At 44.1% G+C, this 25,503-nt stretch carries 43 protein-coding genes and 1 pseudogene; 28 read left to right on the forward strand and 16 right to left on the reverse strand.

Annotation, left to right across the window (positions count from 1 at the left end; genetic code table 11):
* Window positions 1–97 precede the first annotated feature (97 nt).
* The 13 genes and pseudogenes from pgmB to ACYVR3_RS06900 form a co-directional block, all read right to left on the reverse strand.
* On the reverse strand, window positions 98–775 hold the full coding sequence (gene pgmB, locus ACYVR3_RS06840) for a beta-phosphoglucomutase (RefSeq protein WP_461243614.1): 678 nt from the start codon (window positions 773–775) through the stop codon (window positions 98–100).
* Between the two features lie 24 nt (window positions 776–799).
* Entirely contained in the window at window positions 800–3,517 is a 2,718-nt protein-coding gene (locus tag ACYVR3_RS06845) for a glycoside hydrolase family 65 protein (RefSeq protein WP_461243615.1), read from the reverse strand.
* A 119-nt stretch (window positions 3,518–3,636) separates the two neighbouring features.
* Entirely contained in the window at window positions 3,637–3,900 is a 264-nt protein-coding gene (locus tag ACYVR3_RS06850) for a glycosyl hydrolase family 65 protein (RefSeq protein ID WP_461243746.1), read from the reverse strand.
* Window positions 3,898–4,449 (reverse strand): annotated as a pseudogene (locus tag ACYVR3_RS06855) (glycoside hydrolase family 65 protein); the annotation flags it as partial. The pseudogene ACYVR3_RS06855 and the gene ACYVR3_RS06850, both read right to left, overlap by 3 nt.
* 72 nt (window positions 4,450–4,521) lie before the next feature.
* A complete protein-coding gene (locus ACYVR3_RS06860) occupies window positions 4,522–5,952 on the reverse strand; it encodes a recombinase family protein (protein WP_461243616.1) in 1,431 nt (476 codons plus the stop codon).
* 94 nt (window positions 5,953–6,046) lie between these two features.
* Window positions 6,047–6,328, reverse strand: coding sequence for a hypothetical protein (locus tag ACYVR3_RS06865; RefSeq protein ID WP_461243617.1), 282 nt, complete (start codon window positions 6,326–6,328; stop codon window positions 6,047–6,049).
* Between the two features lie 69 nt (window positions 6,329–6,397).
* Complete coding sequence (locus tag ACYVR3_RS06870) at window positions 6,398–7,192, reverse strand: DUF1828 domain-containing protein (protein ID WP_461243618.1); 795 nt, start codon at window positions 7,190–7,192, stop codon at window positions 6,398–6,400.
* A gap of 41 nt (window positions 7,193–7,233) precedes the next feature.
* Window positions 7,234–7,665, reverse strand: a complete 432-nt coding sequence (locus tag ACYVR3_RS06875; protein WP_461243619.1) for a DUF6978 family protein — start codon at window positions 7,663–7,665, stop codon at window positions 7,234–7,236.
* Between the two features lie 18 nt (window positions 7,666–7,683).
* Entirely contained in the window at window positions 7,684–8,379 is a 696-nt protein-coding gene (locus tag ACYVR3_RS06880; RefSeq protein WP_461243620.1) for a hypothetical protein, read from the reverse strand.
* Between the two features lie 18 nt (window positions 8,380–8,397).
* A complete protein-coding gene (locus ACYVR3_RS06885; protein ID WP_461243621.1) occupies window positions 8,398–8,823 on the reverse strand; it encodes a hypothetical protein in 426 nt (141 codons plus the stop codon).
* Window positions 8,824–8,986: 163 nt separating this feature from the next.
* Entirely contained in the window at window positions 8,987–9,715 is a 729-nt protein-coding gene (locus tag ACYVR3_RS06890; RefSeq protein ID WP_461243622.1) for a hypothetical protein, read from the reverse strand.
* Between the two features lie 80 nt (window positions 9,716–9,795).
* Entirely contained in the window at window positions 9,796–10,284 is a 489-nt protein-coding gene (locus ACYVR3_RS06895) for a hypothetical protein (RefSeq protein ID WP_461243623.1), read from the reverse strand.
* Window positions 10,285–10,486: 202 nt separating this feature from the next.
* Window positions 10,487–11,263 (reverse strand): helix-turn-helix domain-containing protein, encoded by a 777-nt coding sequence (locus ACYVR3_RS06900; protein ID WP_461243624.1) that lies wholly within the window; start codon window positions 11,261–11,263, stop codon window positions 10,487–10,489.
* 131 nt (window positions 11,264–11,394) lie between these two features.
* On the opposite strand from ACYVR3_RS06900, the gene ACYVR3_RS06905 reads away from it, so the two are divergent.
* Both ACYVR3_RS06905 and ACYVR3_RS06910 read left to right on the forward strand, forming a co-directional pair.
* Window positions 11,395–11,631, forward strand: a complete 237-nt coding sequence (locus ACYVR3_RS06905; protein WP_461243625.1) for a helix-turn-helix transcriptional regulator — start codon at window positions 11,395–11,397, stop codon at window positions 11,629–11,631.
* Window positions 11,628–12,446 (forward strand): ORF6N domain-containing protein, encoded by an 819-nt coding sequence (locus ACYVR3_RS06910; RefSeq protein ID WP_461243626.1) that lies wholly within the window; start codon window positions 11,628–11,630, stop codon window positions 12,444–12,446. The genes ACYVR3_RS06905 and ACYVR3_RS06910 overlap by 4 nt, the downstream gene beginning before the upstream one ends.
* 133 nt (window positions 12,447–12,579) lie before the next feature.
* On the opposite strand, the gene ACYVR3_RS06915 is transcribed toward ACYVR3_RS06910, so the two are convergent.
* Window positions 12,580–12,849: a hypothetical protein gene (locus tag ACYVR3_RS06915; RefSeq protein ID WP_461243627.1), complete on the reverse strand. Its 270-nt coding sequence runs from the start codon at window positions 12,847–12,849 to the stop codon at window positions 12,580–12,582.
* Between the two features lie 87 nt (window positions 12,850–12,936).
* Between ACYVR3_RS06915 and ACYVR3_RS06920 the strand changes: the two genes are divergently transcribed.
* Window positions 12,937–13,233 carry a hypothetical protein gene (locus ACYVR3_RS06920; protein WP_461243628.1) on the forward strand — a complete coding sequence of 99 codons (297 nt, stop codon included), beginning with the start codon at window positions 12,937–12,939 and terminating at the stop codon, window positions 13,231–13,233.
* Here ACYVR3_RS06920 and ACYVR3_RS06925 read toward each other — a convergent pair.
* Both ACYVR3_RS06925 and ACYVR3_RS06930 read right to left on the reverse strand, forming a co-directional pair.
* Window positions 13,230–13,625, reverse strand: a complete 396-nt coding sequence (locus tag ACYVR3_RS06925; RefSeq protein WP_461243629.1) for a hypothetical protein — start codon at window positions 13,623–13,625, stop codon at window positions 13,230–13,232. The two genes, ACYVR3_RS06920 and ACYVR3_RS06925, sit on opposite strands and share 4 nt — an antisense overlap.
* Complete coding sequence (locus ACYVR3_RS06930) at window positions 13,622–13,858, reverse strand: helix-turn-helix domain-containing protein (protein WP_461243630.1); 237 nt, start codon at window positions 13,856–13,858, stop codon at window positions 13,622–13,624. The genes ACYVR3_RS06925 and ACYVR3_RS06930 overlap by 4 nt, the downstream gene beginning before the upstream one ends.
* A gap of 131 nt (window positions 13,859–13,989) precedes the next feature.
* Here ACYVR3_RS06930 and ACYVR3_RS06935 point away from each other — a divergent pair, with 131 nt between their 5' ends.
* The 25 genes from ACYVR3_RS06935 (at window position 13,990) to ACYVR3_RS07055 (ending at window position 25,133) form a co-directional block, all read left to right on the forward strand.
* A complete protein-coding gene (locus ACYVR3_RS06935; protein WP_461243631.1) occupies window positions 13,990–14,196 on the forward strand; it encodes a helix-turn-helix domain-containing protein in 207 nt (68 codons plus the stop codon).
* Window positions 14,196–14,915 carry an antA/AntB antirepressor family protein gene (locus ACYVR3_RS06940; RefSeq protein ID WP_461243632.1) on the forward strand — a complete coding sequence of 240 codons (720 nt, stop codon included), beginning with the start codon at window positions 14,196–14,198 and terminating at the stop codon, window positions 14,913–14,915. The genes ACYVR3_RS06935 and ACYVR3_RS06940 overlap by 1 nt, the downstream gene beginning before the upstream one ends.
* On the forward strand, window positions 14,915–15,211 hold the full coding sequence (locus tag ACYVR3_RS06945; protein WP_461243633.1) for a hypothetical protein: 297 nt from the start codon (window positions 14,915–14,917) through the stop codon (window positions 15,209–15,211). The genes ACYVR3_RS06940 and ACYVR3_RS06945 overlap by 1 nt, the downstream gene beginning before the upstream one ends.
* A gap of 317 nt (window positions 15,212–15,528) precedes the next feature.
* Window positions 15,529–15,924 (forward strand): hypothetical protein, encoded by a 396-nt coding sequence (locus ACYVR3_RS06950; protein ID WP_461243634.1) that lies wholly within the window; start codon window positions 15,529–15,531, stop codon window positions 15,922–15,924.
* Window positions 15,893–16,042 carry a hypothetical protein gene (locus ACYVR3_RS06955; protein WP_461243635.1) on the forward strand — a complete coding sequence of 50 codons (150 nt, stop codon included), beginning with the start codon at window positions 15,893–15,895 and terminating at the stop codon, window positions 16,040–16,042. The genes ACYVR3_RS06950 and ACYVR3_RS06955 overlap by 32 nt, the downstream gene beginning before the upstream one ends.
* A complete protein-coding gene (locus ACYVR3_RS06960; protein WP_461243636.1) occupies window positions 16,039–16,200 on the forward strand; it encodes a hypothetical protein in 162 nt (53 codons plus the stop codon). The genes ACYVR3_RS06955 and ACYVR3_RS06960 overlap by 4 nt, the downstream gene beginning before the upstream one ends.
* 176 nt (window positions 16,201–16,376) lie before the next feature.
* On the forward strand, window positions 16,377–16,715 hold the full coding sequence (locus ACYVR3_RS06965; RefSeq protein ID WP_461243637.1) for a hypothetical protein: 339 nt from the start codon (window positions 16,377–16,379) through the stop codon (window positions 16,713–16,715).
* Window positions 16,703–16,915 (forward strand): hypothetical protein, encoded by a 213-nt coding sequence (locus ACYVR3_RS06970; protein ID WP_461243638.1) that lies wholly within the window; start codon window positions 16,703–16,705, stop codon window positions 16,913–16,915. Before ACYVR3_RS06965 ends, ACYVR3_RS06970 begins: the two co-directional genes overlap by 13 nt.
* Window positions 16,915–17,730 (forward strand): phage recombination protein Bet, encoded by an 816-nt coding sequence (bet, locus tag ACYVR3_RS06975; RefSeq protein WP_461243639.1) that lies wholly within the window; start codon window positions 16,915–16,917, stop codon window positions 17,728–17,730. Before ACYVR3_RS06970 ends, bet begins: the two co-directional genes overlap by 1 nt.
* Entirely contained in the window at window positions 17,684–18,517 is an 834-nt protein-coding gene (locus ACYVR3_RS06980) for a PD-(D/E)XK nuclease-like domain-containing protein (protein WP_461243640.1), read from the forward strand. Before bet ends, ACYVR3_RS06980 begins: the two co-directional genes overlap by 47 nt.
* Window positions 18,518–18,526: 9 nt before the next feature.
* Window positions 18,527–18,655, forward strand: coding sequence for a hypothetical protein (locus ACYVR3_RS06985; protein ID WP_461243641.1), 129 nt, complete (start codon window positions 18,527–18,529; stop codon window positions 18,653–18,655).
* Between the two features lie 114 nt (window positions 18,656–18,769).
* Window positions 18,770–19,600, forward strand: a complete 831-nt coding sequence (locus tag ACYVR3_RS06990; protein WP_461243642.1) for a Lin1244/Lin1753 domain-containing protein — start codon at window positions 18,770–18,772, stop codon at window positions 19,598–19,600.
* A complete protein-coding gene (locus ACYVR3_RS06995) occupies window positions 19,593–20,456 on the forward strand; it encodes an ATP-binding protein (RefSeq protein ID WP_461243643.1) in 864 nt (287 codons plus the stop codon). Before ACYVR3_RS06990 ends, ACYVR3_RS06995 begins: the two co-directional genes overlap by 8 nt.
* A complete protein-coding gene (locus ACYVR3_RS07000) occupies window positions 20,453–20,641 on the forward strand; it encodes a hypothetical protein (RefSeq protein ID WP_461243644.1) in 189 nt (62 codons plus the stop codon). The genes ACYVR3_RS06995 and ACYVR3_RS07000 overlap by 4 nt, the downstream gene beginning before the upstream one ends.
* An 11-nt stretch (window positions 20,642–20,652) precedes the next feature.
* A complete protein-coding gene (locus tag ACYVR3_RS07005; RefSeq protein WP_461243645.1) occupies window positions 20,653–21,333 on the forward strand; it encodes a putative HNHc nuclease in 681 nt (226 codons plus the stop codon).
* Window positions 21,330–21,746, forward strand: a complete 417-nt coding sequence (locus tag ACYVR3_RS07010) for a hypothetical protein (RefSeq protein ID WP_461243646.1) — start codon at window positions 21,330–21,332, stop codon at window positions 21,744–21,746. The genes ACYVR3_RS07005 and ACYVR3_RS07010 overlap by 4 nt, the downstream gene beginning before the upstream one ends.
* Window positions 21,743–21,934, forward strand: a complete 192-nt coding sequence (locus tag ACYVR3_RS07015; protein WP_461243647.1) for a hypothetical protein — start codon at window positions 21,743–21,745, stop codon at window positions 21,932–21,934. The genes ACYVR3_RS07010 and ACYVR3_RS07015 overlap by 4 nt, the downstream gene beginning before the upstream one ends.
* A complete protein-coding gene (locus tag ACYVR3_RS07020) occupies window positions 21,918–22,079 on the forward strand; it encodes a hypothetical protein (protein WP_461243648.1) in 162 nt (53 codons plus the stop codon). The genes ACYVR3_RS07015 and ACYVR3_RS07020 overlap by 17 nt, the downstream gene beginning before the upstream one ends.
* Window positions 22,072–22,203, forward strand: coding sequence for a hypothetical protein (locus ACYVR3_RS07025; protein WP_461243649.1), 132 nt, complete (start codon window positions 22,072–22,074; stop codon window positions 22,201–22,203). Before ACYVR3_RS07020 ends, ACYVR3_RS07025 begins: the two co-directional genes overlap by 8 nt.
* Window positions 22,204–22,215: 12 nt before the next feature.
* Window positions 22,216–22,353, forward strand: a complete 138-nt coding sequence (locus ACYVR3_RS07030) for a hypothetical protein (RefSeq protein WP_461243650.1) — start codon at window positions 22,216–22,218, stop codon at window positions 22,351–22,353.
* Window positions 22,350–23,156: a DNA adenine methylase gene (locus ACYVR3_RS07035; RefSeq protein WP_461243651.1), complete on the forward strand. Its 807-nt coding sequence runs from the start codon at window positions 22,350–22,352 to the stop codon at window positions 23,154–23,156. The genes ACYVR3_RS07030 and ACYVR3_RS07035 overlap by 4 nt, the downstream gene beginning before the upstream one ends.
* Window positions 23,157–23,301: 145 nt before the next feature.
* On the forward strand, window positions 23,302–23,556 hold the full coding sequence (locus ACYVR3_RS07040; protein WP_461243652.1) for a hypothetical protein: 255 nt from the start codon (window positions 23,302–23,304) through the stop codon (window positions 23,554–23,556).
* A 103-nt stretch (window positions 23,557–23,659) separates the two neighbouring features.
* On the forward strand, window positions 23,660–23,998 hold the full coding sequence (locus tag ACYVR3_RS07045) for a hypothetical protein (protein ID WP_461243653.1): 339 nt from the start codon (window positions 23,660–23,662) through the stop codon (window positions 23,996–23,998).
* Window positions 23,991–24,425, forward strand: coding sequence for a DUF1064 domain-containing protein (locus ACYVR3_RS07050; protein WP_461243654.1), 435 nt, complete (start codon window positions 23,991–23,993; stop codon window positions 24,423–24,425). Before ACYVR3_RS07045 ends, ACYVR3_RS07050 begins: the two co-directional genes overlap by 8 nt.
* 192 nt (window positions 24,426–24,617) lie before the next feature.
* Window positions 24,618–25,133: a hypothetical protein gene (locus ACYVR3_RS07055; protein ID WP_461243655.1), complete on the forward strand. Its 516-nt coding sequence runs from the start codon at window positions 24,618–24,620 to the stop codon at window positions 25,131–25,133.
* Window positions 25,134–25,503: the final 370 nt, after the last annotated feature.

Below are 25,503 nucleotides of genomic sequence, written 5' to 3' on the forward strand. Positions count from 1 at the left end.
AGCAGGAACCTAGCCGCTGACCGGAATCGACAGTTCACGCAAATCAAACTTCACAAACTAAACAGAAGAATGCTTACACTGTACACAAACGTTAAGGTTATGCCATTGCCTTTTCGATATTCGCCAAGGTCATTTCGCTAGTATCGTTAAAGTGAATATCCGCTGCACTCAATGTGTCGGGGTCGCCGATACCGATAGACGTTTCATTGGCGCCGTTGATGGCTTGAATGCCGGCAGCTGCGTCTTCAACGCCGATGCATTGAGTGGGGTCGAGGTTGAGTGCTTCGGCGCCCTTGACGTAGATTTCTGGATCAGGCTTGCCCTTTGAAAGGGTGGCAGGATCAACGATTTTTGGGAAGTAGTCGGTGAGTTCTAGTTGCTTCAACACGGTTGGGCCGTTCTTAGAAGCTGAAGCCAATGCAATCAAGTAACCGTTTGCACGCAAGTCATCGAGAAAGGCCTTGATGCCCGGAAGAATATTGTCAGGCGTCATCTGGTGGATGGCGTTAACGTAGTTGGTGTTTTTTTCGGTTGCCAACGCTACTTTTTCGTCTTGAGTATAGTCGTTTTCTTTGTTGCCAGCCTTGAGAATCATTTCCAATGAATCCATCCGCGAGATGCCCTTTAAGCCGTCTTCGAGCGTCTTAGTCCACGTAACGCCGAGCTTTTCGGCTAATTGACGCCAAGCCTTTGTGTGGTAGAGAGAAGTGTCCGTAATAACGCCGTCGAGGTCGAAAACAAAGCCCTTAATTTGATCAAATGCAATTGTTGTCATGATGCCAACTCCTTTAAAATTAGTTTAGTAATCAACCGTTTTGGTTTGATTAGCGGTCAATGCAACCGGTTGCCCTAAGATAGCCACTGTCGCATCCGTATCCGCTGTAACTCGAACTTGTTTTTGGGTGACCGTGAAGTCGTACCAATGACCGCGAATCAACTGACGAAAATGCAGTGATTGCCACTTGGCTGGGAGGTGAGGGTGGATTGAAATCACCTTACCTGAGCTATCAACGCCAGCGTAGTTTCTGGTTTCGATCATCAGCGTCGCTGTCATGACGCCAAGGTGAATCCCTTCAGCAGTCGTGCCGCCTTGAATGTCGTAGTAATCAGAGAAGAGGGCAGTTGAAAACAGTGACCAAGATTGGTCAAGGTTATCGTCCATTTCGGTGAGCACAGCATAAACGATTCGAGACAGGGTCGACCCGTGCGTGGTTCGATTTAAGTAATATTGGATGTTCTTAGTGAGATATTCTTTTGGTAACTGATACCCCAATTGTCCCAGAAGATGGTCGACCTCGTCAATACTTAAAACGTAAAATGGCATTAAAGTATCAGCTTGCTTGGCCACTTGGTAAGCATCAGGCGTTTTTCCTTCAGCCTTTAAGATGCGGTCCATTCGGGCAATGTCGCCATATTTGCGGTGATAAGCTTCGAAGTTCAAACTTGGTAACTTGAAGTAGCCCTCGAATTGGGCAAGGATGCCGTTTTTGTTGATATCTAGTTTGAGCTTGTGCGCGATATCCTTGAGTTGATCAAAGTTGGTGGTGGTAAACCCGCTCTTTTTTGCGGCCGCTTTGATCGTAGCGGGCTTTAATTGCGCTTGTAAGTCCAATAGCGTATTGAACAACCAGGCGACCATCAAGTTAGTGTAGGTATTATTGGTCAGCCCTGGTTCATCGGCATTGGGGTAGTTTTCGTGAAACTCGTCAGGCCCCATGACGTGGCTGATGCTATAGCGTTGGGTTTTGGCATCATAACTAGTCGTGCTGATCCAGAATTTGGCGATCGACAGCAGCATTTCTAACCCGTAGTCGGCCATGAACGTCTGATCGTCAGACACGTGGACGTAGTTGACCACGTTGTAGGCGATGGCCAGTGAAACGTGACGCTGAAGTCGGCTGTTGTCTGGATCCCAAGTGTGGGTCATTGGGTTTAAGTGGGTAAATTGAGACTGCTCATCACCAGTCATCCCAGATTGCCAAGGATACATCGCGCCTTGATAGTCGGCACTAGCCGCATAAGCCCGGGCAGCGTCTAAGCGGCGGTACCGGTACATGAGCAGTTGTTTGGTAAGTTGTGGAAAATGCAGCGTGTAAAATGGCAGCACAAACATTTCATCCCAAAAGACGTGACCTCGGTAAGCTTCACCGTGCAGGCCCCGCGCACCAACGGACGCATCAAGTTGACCAGACGCAATCGCTGCGGCTGAGACCATCCCGTGAAAGAGGTTCACTCGAGTGAGTTTTTGACTGGTAATGTCAGTACTGATTTGAATGTCGAAGTTTTGCCAACCCTGTTTCCAGTAACCGGTGCTCTGCTGCATCGTTTGTTTGTAGGTCGCGGTGTCCAGAGCATCATCAACGACTTGCGTGAGTGGTTGGTCAGTCGTTTCTAAATCAGTATAGATGGCAACGTTTTTATCAAAAACAACGGGTTCGCCGGTTGTCACTTCGGTGCTCATCACTTGCCGAATCTTATTATCGCCCATGGCAACGGTCACGGTTGGTTCGGTTTTGACCTTGGCCATGTGGAGCGTGCTCCCCACCGCAAAGTTAATGTGTGAGGTTTTGGTTTCACCGGTCATGACCATTTGGTGGTCGTTAGCGTTCATCCCGGTGATGTGCAGGTGGTGTTGGTCAAAATCTTGGTACCGGTCAACGTTACCGTTGATCACGCTACCGTCGATTTCGGAGTAAATTTGGACACTCCCTGAAAAGTTAAGGGGGGTCACGGTATATCGAATCGCATACTGGTGCCAATCAACCATATTGGCCACTTTGGTGGTCGTAATGGCGAGGGTGTGCCCAGTTGATAACTGAACGTGCATAATCGTTGTGAGGGTACCGTGTTTGAGATCCAAACTCCGGTAAACGTCTTGAATATCTTGATGATTAATTTTAAATGGTGGTTGCTCATCAACGCCAAAGGTTAAATACTGGGCGTTTGGCAGATTAACGAGGTCTTCGTTAGTTACATCACGGTCGCCAATTTTCGTTGTCAGTTGATTGTAGACGCCCGCAACGTAGGTGCCAGGATAGTTATCGGCATCGGCTTTAGATTCCACGTACGCGCCACGGAGGCCTAAGTAGCCGTTACCAATCGTGAGCATGGCTTCTTGACCGTAGTTGCGCTTACTGTCGTACTGGCCGTAGTAGTCGAGATGCCACTCGTTGTAGTGTTGCTTGCGCTTCACAGCTTGGGCGAGACCGTGCTCGTCCACGTCTCGTTGGCAAACAACGGGAATGTTTAACATGTTCGTAATTGCGAGTCCAATATCGATTCGGCGGTGATTGATGCCGATGATCGTATCTGAAAATTCATATTCCAAAGCATTGAGTAAAATGGCTGCGTCAATCGGTAACCCAGCCAATACGACCTTGATTTTTTCAAGGTTGTCACCAATCGTTTGATCGGGGTTGTAGGTAATCACGAATTGTCGATACGGCGTCTGATTATCATTGGCCGAGTAAGCAATTTCGATTGAATCCTGCATCACTCGAAGTGCAATTGTTTTCATCAAAAATCAGCCTCTTTTCGTTCTTAGAAATGCATATTTCTTTGAGCCCCATACTTTAATCATAAGGAGCAGTCAATCATTTCGCAAACAATTAGACTTCGTTTCCAAGAAGCTGGCGCTTATAGAAAACGGTGACTGATGCTTTCATTGGTAATCAAAATTGGCTCGTGTTGAAGGTAAATGGTGAGTGGTTTGCCCGCAATCAATCGACACGTTAACGCAGATTGGGTGACCGTAAAGGCGAGCTTCCGTCCTCGAAACTGAAGCTGGAAGCGCAGACTCGTCCAGTTTTCGGGAAGCCGAGGATCAAGCCGTAACTGATGATCGGTAGTTAACGCAACTCCCGCAAAACCAAAAATCAAACTTAACCAACTGCCGCCCATATTCGCCGCGTGAATCCCGTTACCAGTGTTATCTTGTGCATTGGTGAGGTCCATCATTGCCGTTTCAGTGAAGTACTGGTAGGCTTTTTCGGGTTGATGAAGGCGGTGAGCGAGAATGCCGAAGATGGCGCGGGACAGTGATGAATCATGAACCGTAATCGCCTCGTAGTAGTCAAAGTCGCGTTGGAGTTGTGCTTGATCTTGGTCATCGGGAAATAAGAAATCACTCATCATGGTATCGGCTTGTTTATTCACTTGGTAGTGATAGATCGTCATTGGGTGGAAGTGTAACAGAAGTGGAAACTGATTCCGAGGTGTTTCCGCAATTGGCCAGACCGGTTTCGTCGTTGACACATCGTCCTGTAACTTAATCTGTCGCTCGTCATCGTATGGTAAGGTCATGTGAGTTGCGGCTCGTTGAAACGCATCGATTTCGGCGGTTGTCACGTTTAATGCTACCAATTTTTCGGGATGTTCATGCTTTAGTTGGGTCGAATAGTCAACTGCGATTTGAAGGTTATATTGCGCCATTCGGTTGGTAAAATAATTGTTGTTTACAACTGACTACCGTAAATTTTACGAGCATTCCTAAAACTAGGTGGCAGTAGGGGCTAACTCATACTAGAAGCGCCAAATTATTTTTAAGCCATCATCAGTTAAATTGATTGACTGTATCATGTTGTGTACGATATTTTTTTGATTTTCGTAGTCGAGGTGATCAAGGTTCTTAGCGGCCTGTCGGAATTTTTTGCGAACTTGCGTAAGCGACTTTTTGACGGGTTTAGTGTCAATGGATGCCAGTTGGGTTTTGATGACGTTTTTATCGGAGTTGATTTTTTCAGCCCGCTTGGTGATGTCCTCAATCGAGATGACACCAGTCGTGTACAAGTCCATCAACCGGGTGAGACTTTTATCGAGTTTGGTCAACTGCACTTTGAGCGGACCCGGTTTGGCTGTGGTGGGGGCAGCTTCCTTGATGATTGATTTAATTGCGTCATCATCGTAGGCTACTTGCATGATCGTATCGACAACCATTTTTTCCAGCGGTTCCATCATAAAAGTAGGGAGGCTGCATTTGTCAGCAATGGGGTCACGATGAAATTTGATTAGCAGTGAATTTTTGGTGTTTTCACAGTAGTAAAAAGGTTGGTGTGACCCGTTACGACCAAAAATCATGTTACCGCCACACCGACCACACCTTAGTAATCCAGACAGCATGTATTTAGCCCGATATGGACGCTGATTGAATGCGTTCTGTTGGCGGTGGGCGATTTCACCCTGAGCCTTTTCGAATGTTTCTACGTCGATTATTGGTTTCTGTTGACCGGGAAACCACTGCTTGGCGAATGCAATCTCGCCAATGTAAGTGCGGTTTTTCAAGATGTATTGCAGTGTATGGGTCGTCCACGGATATTTTCGGCCGGGGTGACCTATTTCGTTGTAACGGTTTTGCATACGGGTGAGGCCTTCGCCAGTCAAATAATCGTGAAAAATCGTGCGTACGAGCGGGGCGGTGGCCTCGTTGATGATTAATTTTCCTTCTGGCGTGTAGTCGTAACCGAATGGGATGTTGCCACTGCCGTGGAACAGGCCAGTCTTTGCGCGTCCCAGCATACCCATCTGCATGCGCATCGTAATTTGCTCACGTTCCAGTTGTGCGAAGACCGACAACATACCAACCATCGCCTTTCCAAATGCCGTGGAGGTGTCGAAATTTTCATTGAGTGAGATGAACGCCACACCATTTTTATTAAACACGTCCTCAATCAAAAATAGGGTGTCTTTTTGTGAACGTGAAAGTCGGTCCAACTTATACACAAGCACGGTGTTGATTCGTTTGGCCTTGATGTCGTCAATCATCATCTCCATGGCCGGGCGTTTGATGTTTGACCCCGAAAAACCACCGTCAGTGTAAACCTTAAACACTGCCCAGTCCTTGATGTCGCAGTACTTTTTGAGTTTGTCCGTTTGCTCGTCAATTGAGTAGCCTTCATCGACTTGGCCTTGGGTTGAGACCCGTACATAGATTCCTACGATTCGTTGATTTTCCATTTTGTGAATTTGCCTCCTTAAAGTACACAAATATCAAACGTATGTTCTTTTAACGTGCTAAAGAAAAGCCCTGATGAGGGGCCCTAATTATTGATTAATGATTTATCATTAGGTTCATGATGTAGCTAAGAATTCCAACTCCAGCGCTTACAACGGTGATTGTAGTAGCAATTAACCAAACTTTTTGGTTGGCAAATTTGGTATCGATGTTTGATGATAGTTTGTCAATTTTTCCCGAAAGGTCGCTAATACTGCTGTTAAGTTCATTTTTGGTATCTTTAATGCTACCTGTAAGTTCTAATTTTGATTCTTTAATTTCATGTCTAAGATTATCTTCAACGTGGTTAAGTTCTTCGTGAGTGACGTATTGTGACATGTTTCCACCTCCGGTATTATCATTTTTACCGTTATTATAAGGCTTTTCGTCACGTTGCGTTTCAGAATTTTACTTAGCAAGCTCGGGTGCATATTCCTCTCGATCCGAGTATAAAATTGGCTTGATGTCATTCATTTTAAAAAGATTCATAATGTCCGGATTGACCTTTACTGTTTCGTTGTCTTTTTTTGGATTACGATTATTTAAAAAAACGTAAAAGACACCAGGGTCACTTAATACAGGTCGTGTTTGTTCAACGTCCGCCAAAATTGATTTTGCAAACATCGAATTATTAGGTGTAGCCATGGTTTTAATTAATTTCATTGGCACGGAATCAATTCCCGGAATTGAAAACTCGTATTTATGAGTTAAACCGCTGGCGCCCACATAGGACATGTTTTTGCTAGTTCTGATATTATGCGCTGAGAAGTAAGTAGAAATATCCTCAAAAAATACGTTACTAGCTACAGAAGGGGCCAACATGAACATGTCGTTTACAAACAGAATAGCTTGTAATAATCGATGCTTGCTTTCCGGAAACTTTTCGAGAGTCGTATTGATGAATAATTCATCGTCTTCACAGCTAACACCGTACGACTTTAATTGCTGTTCAAGAATGCGACGACGCTTAGCAGAGCGAGAAATATAGACGCCTTTACCTTCTAGATTATCAAGCGTCCAACCATCGTCTGTTAAAGCGATGTGGCCATCGTCTTTCTGAATAATGTACATAACAATTTCGTCAGAAGAATTATCAACAAAAGGGACGTCGACCCTAGTAACACCGTCGTCTAGCTCTTTAAAAACGGTGTTATTTTTAATCCAGGTATAGTATTCTTCGCTAAGTTCCTTACCAGTTAACATTAATTACACCTCCTTTGTAATCAGTAACCTTTTATCCGAATTTAGGCTACCTCTATATTAACGTACTCTATAAATTTTTCCAGAGATTTAGCCAGATCGTCACTTTTGTTAAAGGGTGTCGAGTCTAGTTCGTATGCATAGTCTTCTGTAACACCATCTCGGCATCTATAAATATGAATATGGTTGCCAGTCAAAATGGTTCCATCAGAATTATGATGTCGAGCACCATTAATACAAATACGTACTAAGTGAATATTGTTAGAAATAAATCGTAAATGCATACTGTACTTCGTTTCAAGGCTACCTCGATATACATGAAGCTTGTAAGTAATCCCATTTACTTGATCTGCAACAGTTTCTTCCAGATTGTATTTGCCAATAATTGGTGCGTTTAGGACGGGGTGATTCAAAAACTCTTTAGTGCTTTTAATAAGAAATGCAACCTCGGTATCAGTTAACATATCTGGGTCCAAATATCGTACCTCCCTTAATTAATCATCGCTAACATCGGTTGTGTCTTGTTTAACCCACGAACCGCCAATATAGCGGTAGTCCGTTAGCAGATTTTGATCTGTTCCATGGAACCACGTCCACTCATGACTGGTTGGGTATACGTGAGAACCGTATCTAAAAATAACCTTGGACTTTTGAGTGGGGCGGTAATCCGAAAGGGTGGCATGTGAATCGGTGTCATAGAACGTGTTGTAGGTATAATCACTCTTTGAGTTAGCTACACGGTAACCATGGAATGATTTATATTTGGCTGTGGACGCGGAAACTTTGTGCCAAACATCAATATAGCCTTGGACTTGATAGTTGATTAATTCTTTCTTGCCGTTTTTGGTGGTTAACCGCCATTGACGGCTACTTTGATACCCATATTTAGCGAGTGAATTAAACGTGTAGAGTTTATGCTTTTTGGTAACAGCATCGGCAGAACTAATCCGTTTGAAGGATAATTTTTTCCAACCACTCCATGTGTTTTTGTACATCGTTTTACCATTTAAAACGACTGAATAGGTATTAACCTTCATGTAGCTTCTACCACTGTCAGTATTCATATAGTAGGTTCCTCGCCAACTGCGCGGCGTATAGGTAGCAGCATTGGCTGTTTCTGTGGTAGCTGCTAGCCCAGCACCCAGTGATAGGGCGGTGACGCCCAGCAGTACATATTTAGATAGTTTCATTTATAAGACTTCCTTTGTCTATCGATAAAATGAGTTCGGAAATGGCGTTGCCTTTGTTGCTGACCGGCCATCGATATAGACTTTTGCAAGATTTTTACTTGATTTTTTGATAGTGATGCGATGGTCATAGTTATCATCTGCTGGTTCACGTCCATGAATGGTATAAGTTAGGTAGCCTGTTTTGCGCCAGTAGGTGTCCTTTATGTAAAAACCGGCTGACTGCGTATAGGTGAAGTAAACGGAGTGTGCTTTGATTTTTAGCGCACCATGACCACTGATACCGAGTGATTGTGAGAAAACCGACTTAGTACGCCAGTAACCGTGAGTATTTGATGGGGTACCATCGTACCATGTATGAGCTGATGCATTTTCTGTAGTAACGGTTAGGCCAGTTCCTAGTGATAAAGATGCAAGTCCAATCATAATGTAACTTTTTAATTTCATAATAAAATCTCCCTACAAGATTGAATTGAATATGACAAAAAAAGAGGACGCATATAGCGTCCCCATACCAGTGATAGTACTATCAAAATGTGATTGATGAAATCAATCCACCAGGGTGACCCGTAGACCACCAAATTACAATTACATGATAGAGGACGTATATTTAGTTGTCAAGAAGATGTTGCACAATCTGTTGGTCTATTAAATCCATGTCATCTGAAGGCAAGGTCATTCTTCCCAGAGCGTCAAATTTGTGATGTGGTTTTTGAATACGATATTTTGAAATGGTAGCAACATTATCAATTTTGAAATAAGAGATCTTTTCTAAATCGAGAAGTTGTTTTTTAAGTTCGCTTTTAATCAAATTCGTTTCCTCACGATATTGGTTAAAGCGTTCTAACATTCTCTGCTCTGTTTTGGAGTGTCCGTGGTTATTTCGCTTTTCTTCGCTTACGGCAAATAAGTCAAATATCGTGTCGGGAGTGACTGGTTGAAAATTTTTGGAGTGAACTAATCCAGTTACTGCGTACCATTCACCAAGCACTTTTGTAAGACCAGTTGGTAGGGGAATATTGAAAGCTCCTTCTTTAGAGGTTAAAGGAACGACTGTCACTTTTGCACTAACTGGATTATCATGTTTGTTTAAGATTATTCCGTAGTGTGGGCCTGACAGTTCAGCACCAACGTTTAAACCGAAATCTACGTAAACAACGGTTCCACGATGATAAGTGAGATATTGTTTTTCATCATTGCGTGTATTCCAATCGTTGAGTAAATTATCAGCGAAAATATTTAGTGAATCATTAACCTTCACTCCCTTAAAACGATTATGGGAGTGAGTAATTAGCTTTTTTAGCTTATCAAAAAGTTGTTGGGTTTTTGTTTGAGTCATCGCACGCCTCCTTAAATATTAAATCTACTTATCATTCCAATTTCCAATGTGAGTACTGTAATTTAATTTTATGAGTAAAATTACTTGGAATTTAAACGTGCAAATATAAAAAATGCTGTACAGATTACCATTAAAAATATTCCGACTGATAATTTCATTATGCCTATTGATGTCAGAAACAGTGCTAGGAGACAGCCACAGCCAGAATTTATACCGGGTTCATAATCACTTTTGGGTTTTGGTTGAGGTCTTATTTCGAAGTGATTTTCGACATATTTCGAAGATCTTTCAATTTCCTTCATCGTCGGAAAATCTTGCTGTTGATCGTAATTTTGTTTAAATCTCTTATCAGTTTTTTGATGGGGTAGATGGTGCGAAGTATTGATGGATGATTTTGTAGTTTTGTGGTAAATCTGATTGTATAGGGTATGTTGGGGATTTTTAATAGCCCCGAATCCCTTCCTTCCATATAAAGGATTTATTGCACGACGAAGCTTGCGATTTAAATTACCAGTAGTTCGAGCCTTAAAAGACTTTGATATATTGGGTTTTCGATATCCAAACTTCACAATTACCATCCCTTACATATTAAATCTACTTATCATTTCAACTATTGAATCTATTTCACAATTACTTCCCCTTTAATCCCCGATTGTAGGGAATCCGTACGCGTGTACTAAGTCGAAGTAGTTACTAGGCAAGCAACCATTTTCTTCCTGGTCATTATCTTACCCCTACAATACATATTATTTGAAATAATCTACTTATTTTTTAAATCGGCATGCTTGTTGAATAAATATATTTCCCCAAAATTTTAAAATCCTGCTCGCCCGATTTTTGAAAAACAATAGGCTTGTAAATCGGGTTGTAGGAGTTCGGCTCAAAGATAACGGCCATAGATGTTTCTTTAAATCGCTTGATAGTAGCGTCTTCGTGGTCGATCAACACCGCAACAATGTCGCCATTCTCAATAGGGGCATCTTTGCTGAATACGGCAGTGAAACCATCAGGCATGCTTCGACTCATGCTATCGCCCTCGATTTGTAGAGCAAACAGGCTAGCTTGTCCATACTTATCAATGATGTCAGACGTAGCGGGTGTATACCCGATAATTCGCTGAGATGCGTAGGTAGGCTCACCGGCGTGGATTTTTCCATAAACAGGAATGCGTTCATCGGCAAGAATAACATTTTGACTGTCGTTCTTTTTTCGCTCTCTATCAACGATTTTATTTAGTTCCTTATCTTCGTGATTAGGATTGGTAACGCTAATCGACGCACCGTCAGAAGAAGCGGTAACGCCCTTTATTTCAGGCGGTAGTAGGTAACCAGCCAGGTTCATCAAAACGGAATAGTCGGCATTGTAAACCTCTGCAAGAGTTTTCAATGTTTCTGGCGTTGGCTTGTATTTCTGACCACGAGAATTAATACCTTTTTCAGCTTGTGAGATTGTATTGTGGCTTAATTTTCCGTGAGTACGATTGGCAACTTCTCGGAAAGATAAATCTCCGCGGAGTTGTTGCAAATAATTTCCTAATTTGTAGGCCATGTCAAACCCCTCCATAACTATATTGTAAACTATGATGTACAAAAATAATATATTTCTCGTGTAATTTAGTGTTGACAGTTATGTAATCATTGATGTACACTAGTGTATGTAAACGAAAGGAGGAACTAAATTTGAAAAATCGAGTAAGAGAAACCCGTGAACAGCAGGGAATGACGCAAACTTTTCTTGCTAAAAAAGTACAACGTTCTCGTGGATTTATCAGCAATGTGGAACGCGGTACACAAGTTCCTAGCGTGTACATCGGCAATTTGATGGCAGAAGTGCTTAATAGCACGAGTGAAGCGCTTTTTCCTGCTCAAAATGTAATTCATGATTCACAGGATAAAGAAAAGGAGGCGGTCAAATGAATGACCTAAAAGTAATCGGTAAAGAACACATCGGTCAATATGAGTTCACTGGAATCGAAGGTGGCTTTGGCGAAGGTAAGCGGGCGATGACTGTTAAGGATATTGCTCAGGTACACGGGCAAGATGTTGCTAAAATCAACTATTTGATAAACCAAAACCGTAAACGGTTTAAAGATTGGTTAGATATTATTGACATTAAAAATAATATGCAACTTATCAGTCAAAAGAATCTCGAAGCTTTAGGCCTTAAGGGACGGGCAGTTAGCAACGCCAAAAATATTTACCTCTTATCCGAACGGGGCTACAGCAAACTGCTTAAAATTCTCGAAGATGATACTGCGTGGGACATTTACGACCAGTTAGTTGATAACTACTTCAACATGCGGCAGGCAATCAACGAGAACCAGCCAGCTTTATTAGAGGGCAAGCATCTTGAAATCATGGAGAAGCGAGCCAACACAGCTCAAGCTAATGCGCTGCTACGAATTGCCAAAGCAACTGCATCGGATTCTTCTAGGCAAGCGTTGTTAGCTCAAGCCGCTAAAGCAATTACTGGTGAAATGACAATCCCCGTAATGAAGGACAAAGAATATACGGCTGGTCAGGTTGGCAAGCAACTAGGTATTTCAGCTAATATGGTTGGCCGAATTGCGAATCGAATTGGTTTGAAAGCTGAACAACCCGGTCAAAACGAATACGGACGCTGGTCAAACAGTAAGTCACGTAGCTCTGATAAGGAAGTTCCACAATGGCTTTACTTCAAAGCTGGAGTAAAAGCCGTTAAGAATGCTGTTTCTCAAAAGGTAGCCGAGTAGTTACCCAAGCAGGAGGTGAGAACGTGAACATGCAAGTTACAGCACAAATTCAAGTAAGCTCGATTGATGAACTAAAAGAGCAGCTACCGGAAATAGCTACCCTTAAAGATACGTATAACGCTGACATCACAATTTACTTGGCACCATCTTTCTCGATTGAGACCGACAAGCTTAATTGTGAATAATGCAGATATTGCAATTTGATAGAACCGTTCGGAAGCAAAGAGGTAACTTTTATTAACTGATTGCCTAACGTCTCTGTTTTCGAAATGGGATTGCCGTCTGCATCACGAAGAATCACTTTGCTGTCAGGGTTGTCTGTTTTTGTAAATTGTAAATCAGTGCCCAATTCTTCAAGCATATCTTTAGCGAAATTGATTCTTGCTGGTTTAAAACTGTCCATCGTGGTTCACCTCCTTAGTGGAACAATCTAATTATCCCACTAAAGGAGTAGTGGCACATCAATTTTCAAGGAGCAGGAGGTGAGAACGTGAAAGAATGGAAATTTACTGAATGTGAACCAGACGCCGTAGTACTAGATCAAGGTGTGTTCCAAGTTTCGTTGATTGACGAACTCGACCAACTAAACAAAACACTCTCGGTTATCGCAAGTAACCAAGAGCGTGAAGAAACAAAAATTTACGCTGATTTAGCAGTTCGCAATCATGGTGTTGGTCTTCATTCTGGCTTTTCTTACTTGTCAGATTTAGAGACCGCTATTTCACGGGCACTAGACGCAGATGTGACCTCAGTCGTAATTACAAAACACGAAGACTTAGAAAACTAGTGGTAATAGGTTAAATACGAAGCACCATCATCAAAATTATCTAGTAGTGCATCATAGCTAGTTTGGAGGCTTTCAGCTACTGAATCAAGCCTCGACTTACCTTGGATAGATAAGACAGGCAACTGGTTATCGAGTAACTGAATTAATTTCTTTACTTCAATCAGAAAGTCTGTGTACAAGAATGGACTTTCAGCACGCGGATTATCAGTTAAATCAATTGAAGAATGGTAGTTGCGCTTAATAATTTTGAAATGCATTTTAAGCAAATCTGCCTTGGTGTCAGTGAGTGGATCATCGCTATAAAGTCCAGTCAGTTGCTTAGTAAGGTACTCAACATGAATCAAGATTATACGACCGTACACAATGACTTCTGGAATAGGTTCAGGTTTCATTTTTCCACCTCGTTGTAGGGTGGGAAGTCGAAGAAGTCGTGATATGAAACGTTTAATGCTTTGCATAACTTTCGGATTGTCCCTACTCGCGGATTTTTACTTTCACCATTAACGATTCCGTTTAACGTGGTCTGGGGAACGCCGGATAGAGTAGCAAGCCTGTTAACTGTGATGTTTCTTTCTTCAAGGAACGTAAAGAGTCTGTCTGAAATGAGTTGTGCGTCGGTTTTCATTGAGTTGCTCCTAACTATTTATGAATATCTCTAGTATAAGAGATATTTTTACAGAAAATTACCGAAATACCGTTGACAGTTACCTTTATAACGGTATAATAAAGTTACCGAAATAAAGGTAGGTGATAAAAATGATTGGCGATAATCTCAAAAGACTCCGAAGAGCTAAGAACTACTCACAAATAGGTTTAGCTAAGCTCTCAGGAGTTTCTCAAACAACAATTAGCGATGCAGAAAACAATCTCTACATTCCTAATATTAAAAAGCTTCTCTCGTTGGCACGAGCATTGAATGTCAATATCAGCGATCTATTGGAAGAAGAGGAGGTGACCAAGTAATGGAACTAATTAAAGTTGAAGTCAACAAGAATCATGAGCAGGTTGTTTCGGCTCGCGAGTTGCACAAAGGACTAGGACTTAAAACAAGATTTAGCCAATGGGTAAATCAGAATTTTACTGCATTTGTTGAAGGAACCGATTTTGAGGGTGTAGTTGTAACTACGCCCTACAATCCTAACTATCCAAACGGACAGCAACAGAACATTCAAGACTACGCTATTACCGTTGACATGGCAAAGAACTTAGCACTAATGAGCAAAACGCAAAAAGGTGCCGAATACCGAGCCTACTTTATTGAAGTTGAGCGTAAATGGAACGATCCGGCCGAGGTCATTAAACGAGGCTATGAATACCTCAAAGATGAGAACTATCAGCTTAAATCTGAAAACCGGGCGCTAGCGTCCAAGAATGAGTTGATGTTACCCAAGGCAGCTTATTTTGACGATTTAGTTGAACGTGGGACGTTAACCAATTTCAGAGACACAGCCAAAATGTTAGGACGCCGGCAAAAGGAATTTATCAACTGGTTATTGGAAAGAAAGTTCATTTACCGTGACGGTCATCACACGCTTAAACCGATGGCAGCCTACACAAATACTTACTTCACCATCAAAGATAACAAGCAGGGCTACCCACAAACTTTAATTACTGCAAATGGTCGGAGCGCATTTAATATTCTGCTGAATAGCTTATCCGGTGAATTGGAGGTGACCAAGTAATGGAAATAACTAAGGAACAACTCGACCAGCTAATTGACCAAAAGGTTAACGAGAAGGTCGAATCAATGGTCAACAAGCCTAAACGTCCACTAGAGTGGGCAAAACTTAGCCAAGAGATTCAGGAGTACACCAAACGGAAATACGACCACGGTCATCAAACTGAGTCGTATAAAGTCATTGGCGCCATCAACACTATTCTTCGATTCCATTTAGGCATTAAGAATGTGTATCAGATCAGCGAACTCAACATTGACGAAGCTAGACAGGCGTTTGAAGTATTGAAAACGATTATTTAGCTGTCAAGGAACGAAAGGGGATGATCAAGATTTAGTAGGCGTTGCTTACTTAGTACAATCTGAAACTCAGCAAAGCGTCCACGAATCACTAATGGGTGCTTGGTAATCGTTTCATTGATTTAAAAATACCATTTATGTTTGTGAACTTAAACGCCGCAAACATCACGAATGGAGTGGGACATTTGGACATTGACATTAGGAATGAAATGAAAAACGCAATCGCACGGTCAGGGCAGTCAGAGAAACGAATCGCAAGCGCACTAAACACGACGCCCTCAAACATTGCTAATTGGCTCATGCCCACACGGACATTGCCGTTGCAACGCTTAATTGACTTGGCTAACTACCTCGATGATATGCGGTTGCGTTGCAAGATATGGGAGTATCAATTCGGATTCCCGATGATTTCTGACCAGCAGCTTAACGGCGATACCCCGATTGCTTGGATTATCAGTTCAAGCAAAGAAGAGGCTGACCGTCATAAATTAGAATTGAAGGCCCAATTAATTCTAAATAAACCGCCAAAAATGGCGACTAAGGAAGATTTGATTGATGTGCAACAATTTTACAAGGAGCTGCGAGAAGAAGTTGAATCCGAAAATAATCTCGACCTAGCAACTGCCGATTGGATTAAGCAAGCAGGAGGAGGCTTGAATTATGGTCATCAAGGATTTAAGCAACATGAAAGTTACCTGTCAAACGCAAGACGGTAAGGTTTATGAATCCGTCAAGGACATGCCACCAGTTACTGACCCAGCGATTTTAAAGCTTTGGCTGGCGCTGGCAAATGGTGAAGTTAGCAAATCGGTGACGAAGGAGGAAACGGCATGATTTCATTCGACATCGGCGGGCTTGTGGTCTACACGGGGCTGGTTGCATTTGCCACCTACGCATTGATCAACCGCCACGAACTATTCGAATACAAGAAAGGGGACATTAAGTTTGACATCAAAAAATGGTTTAGAGATGACTTCTTTGGCACCAAATAAAAAAGCCCTGGGATGCACCCCAGAGCTTGAAATTCGATTGCTTGAATCAAATATTTTCGGTCTTAATTTTACACCAAAAATTAGTCGCCGACAACGGCTGGCTGACCGTATCAAACGTATTAAGCGTCGGGTGCTACACCGGAGCGCTTATCTAACTTATCAGGGAGGCGTCAAGCATGGCTAATGAAGACTACTTGCACCGTCAAGAATTAAACGCTTATCTTCACCATCAAGACGAACCGGCACCGATTGAAGTGCCGATTGACGCAGATGGTGATGCACTTGAACCCGGTTGCTTTTACTGGCGGGTACAGTATGGCTGGGCTGATCCGGTTTACATCTTTGACGATTTGGATGGCATTAACGACTACTTGGAGGCCACCTATGAAGATGGCGGCGGAATTGATGACTATCACGAAGCGGTTAAGCAAATCGCCGAGGAAGAAGCAGAACACATCTCATATCTGCTTTATCGCGGGTACGGTCAAACGGAGGAACGAAAATGGACAGCGTAAAAAAGAATGAAACGAGTTACATCAAAGACACACAACGTAATATGCTGAACTACTGGGTCGACACGCTCAACTCAACCAGCGTTTTCATCACACGGGATGCAAACGGCAAAGTGGTTGTAGCCAACGCCGAAGCGCTCGAAGATATTTTTGAGCAAATCGACCACGAAAAGGCGGTTCTACTAAAGGGGGCACATGCGTAATGGCAAGTAATCCAGCAACAAACGAAATTATGACCACACCGATTAAGTACGAAGTTAACGGCGAAGAGGTCAAACTAAGCGGTCAAATGGTGCGTGACTACCTCGTAAGTGGTAGTGGGAACGTCACTGATCAAGAAGTCGTCATGTTTATGCAACTGGCACGGTTCCAACACCTTAACCCATTTTTGAATGAAGCTTACTTGGTTAAGTTCGGTAACTCACCGGCTTCAATCATCGTTTCTAAAGAGGCGTTCATGAAGCGGGCTAATGCCAATAAACACTACCAAGGCATCAAGGCCGGCATTATGGTTGCCCGGGGCGACGAAATCAAACAGCTAGACGGTGCCGTTAAATTGCCGAAGGATAAATTGATTGGCGGTTGGGCAACTGTGAAGCGTGACGATCGTGAAGACACCCATGTTGAGATTGCCTTTGAAGAGTTTAGCAAAGGTCAATCAACTTGGAAGTCCATGCCGAACAACATGATTCGCAAATCAGCCATCGTTAACGCCTTACGTGAGGCGTTCCCCGAGCAGTTAGGGGACATGTACACCGAAGACGACAAGCGGCCTGATGACACCACCAGAATCAACGTGGACGGTCAGGAAGAAGATACCCAAGCCACTCGCAAGGTTGATGATCTATTCGCTGGTGGTAAGCCGGCTGAACCGTTAGCTAAGGACGATGAAGTTATCGACATTCCAGACGAAGACCCGTTCACTAAATTCACCGAGGAGCAAGGCCTAAAGCAAAAGGAGGCGGTACCTAATGGCGATGAACGCACCGGAGAAGCCGTCCCAACTGACGAGGGATAACTATTACTCAAACGAACAAGATTGGCTTACACAGTCAAAATCGTGGTTCTGGCGCTTTGAGAAATGCGAAGCCGAAGCGTTGGCAGCACTCAAAGGTGACTGGAACCCGCCACAGGATTTAGAGCCGTTGCTGGTTGGCAATTTCGTACACACTCACTTTGAAAGTGCAGTAGCACATGCAGAATTTCTGGCAGAACACGAAGACGAAATCATTTCAAAATCTGGTAAAACTAAAGGTCATCCTAAGAAAGCATTCAAGAAGGCTGAGAATATGATTGCCACACTTGAAGATGACGAAAACTTTCAGAAACTCTATCAAGGTCAAAAAGAGGTTATCGTCACCGGCACCCTGTTCGGGGTCAAGTGGCGGGGCCGAATCGACTGCTTAAACCTCGACCGTGGTCAGTTCTACGATTTAAAGACCGTGGACGACATTCACAAAAAACATTGGATTGATGAGAGCAACAAGCCAGTCGCATTCGCCCAAGATCGAGGCTATGACATGCAGATGGCCATCTACCGGGAACTTATCTATCAGACCTACGGAGTTAAGTGTGAGCCGCTAATTATCGCTGTGTCGAAGCAAGACCAGCCAGATAAAGGTGTGTTCAGCATCCCCGATTATCTGATGGAAAACGCCTTAGATACCATTGAGTACGATCAGCCTCATATCGAGGCAGTTAAAGCTGGTAAAGAAGAACCAACGGCATGTGGGCACTGTGCTTACTGCCGTAGTCGAAAACTATTGGAAGACGTCATTCCGATTGACGAGATTCCATTCTACTAGGAGGTCACCATGGAAAAAGTTGAAGTTGATCCGATTTTAACTGAACGTGACTGGCAAGACTTGATTGTCATGCATGGCACGATGGTCAAAATCGAAAAGGCGTTTGAAAACGGAACTGCTACCGAGGAAGAACGATAATACGCAATGGATCTGATGCTTGTAATGAGCCAGATTGCGTTGGTCATGTCGAGTTCTGAATATTAAATTCAAAAAGTTTCAGGGGTGGGCGGGTAGGCAAAGGAGACAGTAACGTTGAACAGCTACTTCTCTCATGACAGTAACGCTAGAAATTCCGATCAACTGATTAACGTTCGTATAAAGCATGGCATTGAGGGCTACGGAATCTACTTCATGATATTGGAGCGGCTCCGAGAGGAACATGACTATATGAGTGTCAAAGATTATAACGCTATAGCCTTTGACCTTCATACTGACGCGTCCAAAGTTAAGTCCGTTGTCGAAGATTTTGGGTTATTTGACTTTACCGATGATGGTAAGTGCTTCTACTCCGAAGGATTCAACAAACGAATGGCATTCAAAGACGATAAAGTTAATCGGCGTAAGGAGGCTAGTAAAAAGGCTGCCAAGGCACGTTGGAAAGGCAAAAATAATGCGAACGCAATGCCAAACGATGCGAACGCAATGCAAACGCATAGCGAACGCAATGCAAACGCAATGCCAAACGATGCCAAAGAAAAGGAAAGTAAAGTAAACCAAAGTAAAGAAAAGAAAAATAAAAAAGAACCTGTTTCTGATTCTCCTGTTTCCGATGATCCCTTTGAACGCAAACACAACGAGTTTCTGGTTGACGTATGGCCTAAGTTTCCACGTCAACTCAACCAAGACGCCACGTATGACGCTTACTACAACGCACTTTTGGAAGGCGCTACCGAGCAAGAAATCATTGCTGGCATCGAAAAATATGCTGAGTGGGTCAAGCTTAACGGCGTTCAGCAGTCGTACATCAAGGGGTCACAGAAATACATGGAGGAACGGCGCTGGACGGACAACTACGACCTGACGGCACCGCAAGATTCAGTGACAGGTAAACCACGCACAAAGGGGGACTGGGTAGATGACTGACACACATGATCAAGCCAAGGTACTCGACCAAAGCCTTAAATACCTCAAACAGCAGCATGCTGAACCGGAGCCAGCTGAAAGTTTGGGGGATGCGATTACTAAAAGTCCCCGGTATCGTCAATTGTTGGCACGTCTAAAGGCGTCCGGCAAGACGTTAGATGATTTACCTACGCCGGACGAACTCAACCGGAGAACGGCGCTACGGGCGACACGGGCTAACGACCAAAACAAGGTTCGTTGGTTCTACAAACGGTCGCTGTGGTCGGGCGGGGTCAAGGCTAAATTTGCTTTTGCTGACTGGAAGCCGGACATCCAAGACGATGCCCAGCAAGCCCGCACGCTTGGCAAACAAGCCTATACGCTGGCTAAACAGCTCACCCACGATAACTTCAACGTGGCGATGTTGGGAACGCCGGGCGTTGGCAAAACCTCACTGGCACTGGCGATGATTGACTTGCTTATGCAGTCCGGTAGAAGCGCCATGTTCGTGAATACGGCTGAACTGTTGGGGCTGATCAATGCCAAGTTTGACGACAAGAGCCTAATCAGCAAAATTGACGAGCTGAAAGGTGCCATGACTAAGGTCGATATTTTGGTGCTGGATGATTTCGGCACCGAGGGCGGACAGAAATTTGCCCCGGTGCACCGAGATTTAGCGGCGTTGATGTACGACGTTGCTAACGCCCGCGTGGATTTCGAGAAGAACTCCGTTAAAGGCCCGACAATTATCACGACTAACAACAGCAAACGGGAACTCAAAATGATGTATGACGAAAAATTCGTTGATCGGGTGTTTACGAATGACAGTGAGCATCAACTGATTTTTGAGGGCATGAAAGGGGTGCGCAACGTATGAAATGTGAATTGTGTGACGGTAGTGGCCGAATCTACACGGATAACGGCTGGGGACTTGTAATCGAACCATGTCCTAACTGTAACGAGGCCCACAAACTGGCCGAACAAAAGAAGTTTGAAGAAGCAACCAAGGTCGTTAAGACGCCCGACTGGGTGCGCCAAGCTGTTGCCGAGATGCTGGGTTAGGAGGTGTGACCATGAAGCAGTACCCAATTTTGGTAGCGGAACACGATGAAACGGGTGGCCGCTTCGTTTACACCGATGAATCACAGGCTAATGCGGTTCTGGAAGTTGAAGACCGGCGGACAATCACTCGTGACCAGCAGAACAAGGCTTACGCCATGTTGGGTGAGATTGACGAACACTTCGGCAACTACAACGTTGAATTGACCAAAGCCCAAATGAAACGGGAGTACATGATCGAACGTGAGGACTATCTGCCGTTATCACTAGCGGATTGCTCAATCAGACGGGCCAGTGAGTTTATCGACTTTCTGATTGAGTTTTGCCTAGCGTGGGGCGTGCCGTTTGCCAGCCGGACGTTGGATTTAGTCCAGGGCTGTTATGGCTGGGAGCTACACTGCTTAGAAAATCGAACGTGTTGCATTTGTGGCAACCCCGCCGATATTGCTCATGTGCATGCTGTCGGCATTGGCCGGGATCGTAACCACATTAACCACGTTGGCAACTCGGCAATGGCTCTGTGTCGTATTCATCATGGACAACAGCATAACCTCGGAATCCATAGTTTTATGAACAAATGGCATTTAAAGGGCGTTCGAATCACACCAGAAATCGCTGAGTTATTGCGACTGGGTAACTGGACGATTGAGTATGGTGAACCCATTATCTCCACAAAGGAAGGACAGACACAATGAGCTACGCAGTTCACGGATATGAATCACAGGTTTGTTATTACCCTGATGATGCCGCTAAAAAAGCTGGCATCACCAAAGCAAACGCCACTAAGGCGGACTGCATAAGGTTTTTGAACGACACGTACATCAATTTTCGCAAGACGCTGGCTAGTGGCGGGCCGAGTAAGGTACCGGTCAGTGAGGTACTCCCAGAACCAATGCGGATAGTTGAGCAGCTCGACACGTCAAAAACAAAGACGCCCGTTGAGCACCATAAATCAACTAACAAACATTGGACGGACACCGAAATCAGCTTTATCAGGCGTAACATGAGCAAATCAGTTTTATGGCTATCAAGTAAGTTACCAGATCGGTCTTACTCGGCAGTTGAGCAAAAATGCTACGCCATCCAAAGGGAGATGGGTGTGCGATGAAACGACTCACAATTAGTCGGTCGGGTGAGTGGCACCGGGCAGTGCTCTACACGACTGCTCGCAGCATCATTAACCACGGTACCCGCAACCGAATCAGTAAATGGCAAATGGAACAAGCAATAAAAGATGGCCGGTCACTTAATGGCTGGCGAATTATGGAGGTCAAGGACTATGCCAAAACAGTTTAAAGCTAGCATCAACGGTAATTATTTAACACTTAGTGACCGGCCAGCCGCCATCAACTTGATGGAAGTTGCCAGCATCGAAAACGTACCACCACTAGGGACACGACCACCAGTTACTTGGTATTCGGAGGCGAAGATGAATGACTGAACTAACTGAATCAGATAAGCTAGCGAACGCATGGTGGATGTCGAAGTTTGACGCAGATCACTATAAAACGATCCGGCTATTTAATCACCGTAAGCTGGTGCAGACGTACACCACAGCAAATTAGCGGTACAGCGATATGGAAGATGCCGAGAGTGCGTTTTGGACGGCTGAACAGGCCGGTGTTGCCGTAACGTGCGTGGCGGTTGGCAATAAGCGGTACAAGAAAATTAATGGCAAGATTCGACAAATCGCCAGCATGGAGGCGGACGAATGAAACGAATTTTAAATTATCCGGGTAGCAAGTGGAATTTAGCTGATTTCATTATTTCGATGATGCCGTCCCATACAACTTACTTGGAACCGTTTTTTGGATCTGGGGCAGTTTTCTTCAACAAACAGCCCAGCACTATTGAAACCATCAACGACATTGATGGTCGTATCGTAAATTTCTTCAAGCAATGTCGAGACCACCCGCAAGAGCTCTCCCAGTTGGTGGAACTAACACCACTTAGTCGGCAAGAGTACATGGAAAGCTACGAAATTGCAAAGGATCCATTGGAAGATGCTAGACGTATGATGGTGAGAAGCTGGCAGGCAATCGGTGGCAAAACGTCAGACCACACTGGATGGCGGGCAAATATCAATCAAAATTGGTCGAAGACAGTCGAATGGAATCACCTTGATAAACGGATTTTGGCAGCAGCTGGTCGCTTGAAGGATGCTCAAATTGAAAATCAGGACGCTTTCCAGCTGCTTGAAAGATACAATCGTCCCGGAGTTTTAGCCTATGTTGACCCACCGTACTTAATGAGCACACGCAGCAAACGACATTATGCTTACGAGTTCGGCGATGCCGACCATGAGGCATTGCTCGACCAGCTGGTTAATTTTAAAGGCAAGGTTATTATTTCAGGCTATGAATCTGAAATGTACGAGGAGCATTTATCCAGCTGGTGGAAAGCAACCAAAGCAGCGAGTGTCGAAACCGGTGACAAGCGTGTCGAGGTTGTCTGGTGTAATTTTCCAATTAAAGAGGCAAGCGAACAGCTGGATTTGTTGGAGGCGTCACACCAATGAAAGCTAATGATTTAACCGATGACGATCTCGTCATCACCGGACTACATTCAGCCACTCTACGATAGTTTTAATACAGCGGCCGATATGTACAAATGGTTGGCTAAGCAACTAGTTAAAAAATATCCTGAAAAGGTGGTACCGAAAGTTGAATAAATTACTCCCTAACTGGTTTGCCACATGGCTGACAGAAACGGAGATGGCGCCACCTAAACGGGTGGACGGCATTATGGAACTGCTTGCTGGCAAACAATCATTACCGCCCCAGTTTAAGCGTCTGACGGGGAAACAACGGTTAGACCTGATTAACCACGCAGAATGCTACATCGCATTTCTAGGAGGCGTTGAATGGGAACAGAACGGACACCAAAATTTCGTTTCACCAAGAAACCGTCGTTCTTAAAAACTCGGTTGGAGCATGGGCAGGCCGTTCACGGCTCCCAAGTAGTTTTTAACCGGCTTCAAGCCGAAGCAATTCGGGAAATTATTAAGGAGGAACTAAAGAAATGGAAATCATAGTTATGATGCTGGTTTCGGTGCTGATTGCAGTCGGAACGACGATGATTATTTGCCATTGGATAATGGGACAACTATCCGAATTAATTTACACAGAAATGGAAAATGACGGTAAGAATTCAATTGCTCGTGATGCAGGATTAGCGATTAACATCGATGCTAATACCCGCAACATTCACATCATTGCTAAAGCACTCAACGTTGATAAGTACACCGAAAAACGGCAAGAAAAGGCGTCTGACGCCATTAATTTGACAGCCGAAGATACGCAATCAGTCAACTGGCCAACGCCTAGCATCAGGGACGTTAATACAGAGAAACATGGTTAAGTACCCACGGGGAACTAGCAGACGACGGTTTAAGTTAGCCGAGGTTAAGAGCCGCAAGCGTAAACGAAACAAGTTTAACTCATCACCGGTCATCATTGACGATATTCGCTGGGACAGCAAAGCCGAGGGTGCCTACTATCTACAACTCAAAAATCTAAAGCTAGATTTTAAGTGGCATGAATCGTTTGACATCATGGACGCATTCACACTTAACGGAAAACAGCACCAAAAAAGAATCTACACGCCAGATTTTTGTATCTACGATCATGGTGAGCTGGTGAGCGTGGTCGATGTTAAAGGCGGTGACGCTACATTAACGGACGCCGCTAGTTTACGAATGGCGTTGTTCATGGATCGATACCGCATCCCAGTGGTGATTGCACGTTACAACTACAATGACGGCACGTTTTCGGAGACAGAGAAATGACCAACATACAGCTAATAGAAATGGTTCTTGGAATCATAGTTCCGGTGATGCTAATAGCAATCTTTTATGGCTGGATTATAGGCCGTGGAAAAAAGTAGGCAACAAAAAAGCCACCCCGCAAGGTGGCATACGAATTAATCTGACAGTTAATATTGTATGCTACAAAGTCATATATAACAAGGGGTGTAGAGGGTGCATTATTCAAATTGGGACGAGGAAGAAACTAAGGAACATACAAAAAAGGTGCTTAAAAGCTATCATCACTTAAAAGTTGAGCGTGCGCACCTAAGCGTCAAAACATCATTGTCGGGGATCAACTACGATGGGATGCCTAAAAGCACGACCAACCGCAACGGCACAGAAGACGCTTTGATTGATGAAATCGCCCGTGTAGAAAAACAACGGGCGTACTTAACCCACGAAATCGCCATGATTGACGCCACGATTAAAACACTGCGGGACATCGACGAACAAGAGGACTACTATGCGACCTTACTTGATTATCGGTTTTTGCGCCATTATTCGGTCACTAAGTGCTGTCGGCTATTAGGAGAGCTAGACTACAACGCCGACCACTACCACGGATCTCCGGTGCCAAAACAGACGTTTAACGACCATCAGAGTGAAGCCGTGCTGGCATTCGCTGAAATCTATCCCGATCGTGAGCAAGTAGTTGTGGAAAAGTCACTGCAAAAAAGTTCGGACTAAATCCGGACAAAACCGGACAATTCCGTACCAAATCCGGACGAAATCAGACTTTTTGGGTGGCCAACGGGGTTAAATTGGTATTGTCGAAAGAAAAGAAATCGACAACTCCTTTACCCAAGTGGAATACCCCCAAGCAACACGCATGATTGTAATGGGCAACGTGGGTTCGACTCCCACTTCATGCTTTGGCTGGTAACAGTCATAGGTACCGTCTTTCTTTTGTACGTGAATCAAGCTAGTGTGGCCGGCGGAAAACGACCACATGCTATGGGCATAGCTCAAGTAGAGCAGATCAAGATGCGGGTGCAAATCCCGCTGCCCACTTTGTCGGCCCGGATTGGTCGGCAAAATATTCTTAATCGCAGTTAAC

The sequence above is a fragment of the Secundilactobacillus muriivasis genome (genome assembly GCF_054785195.1).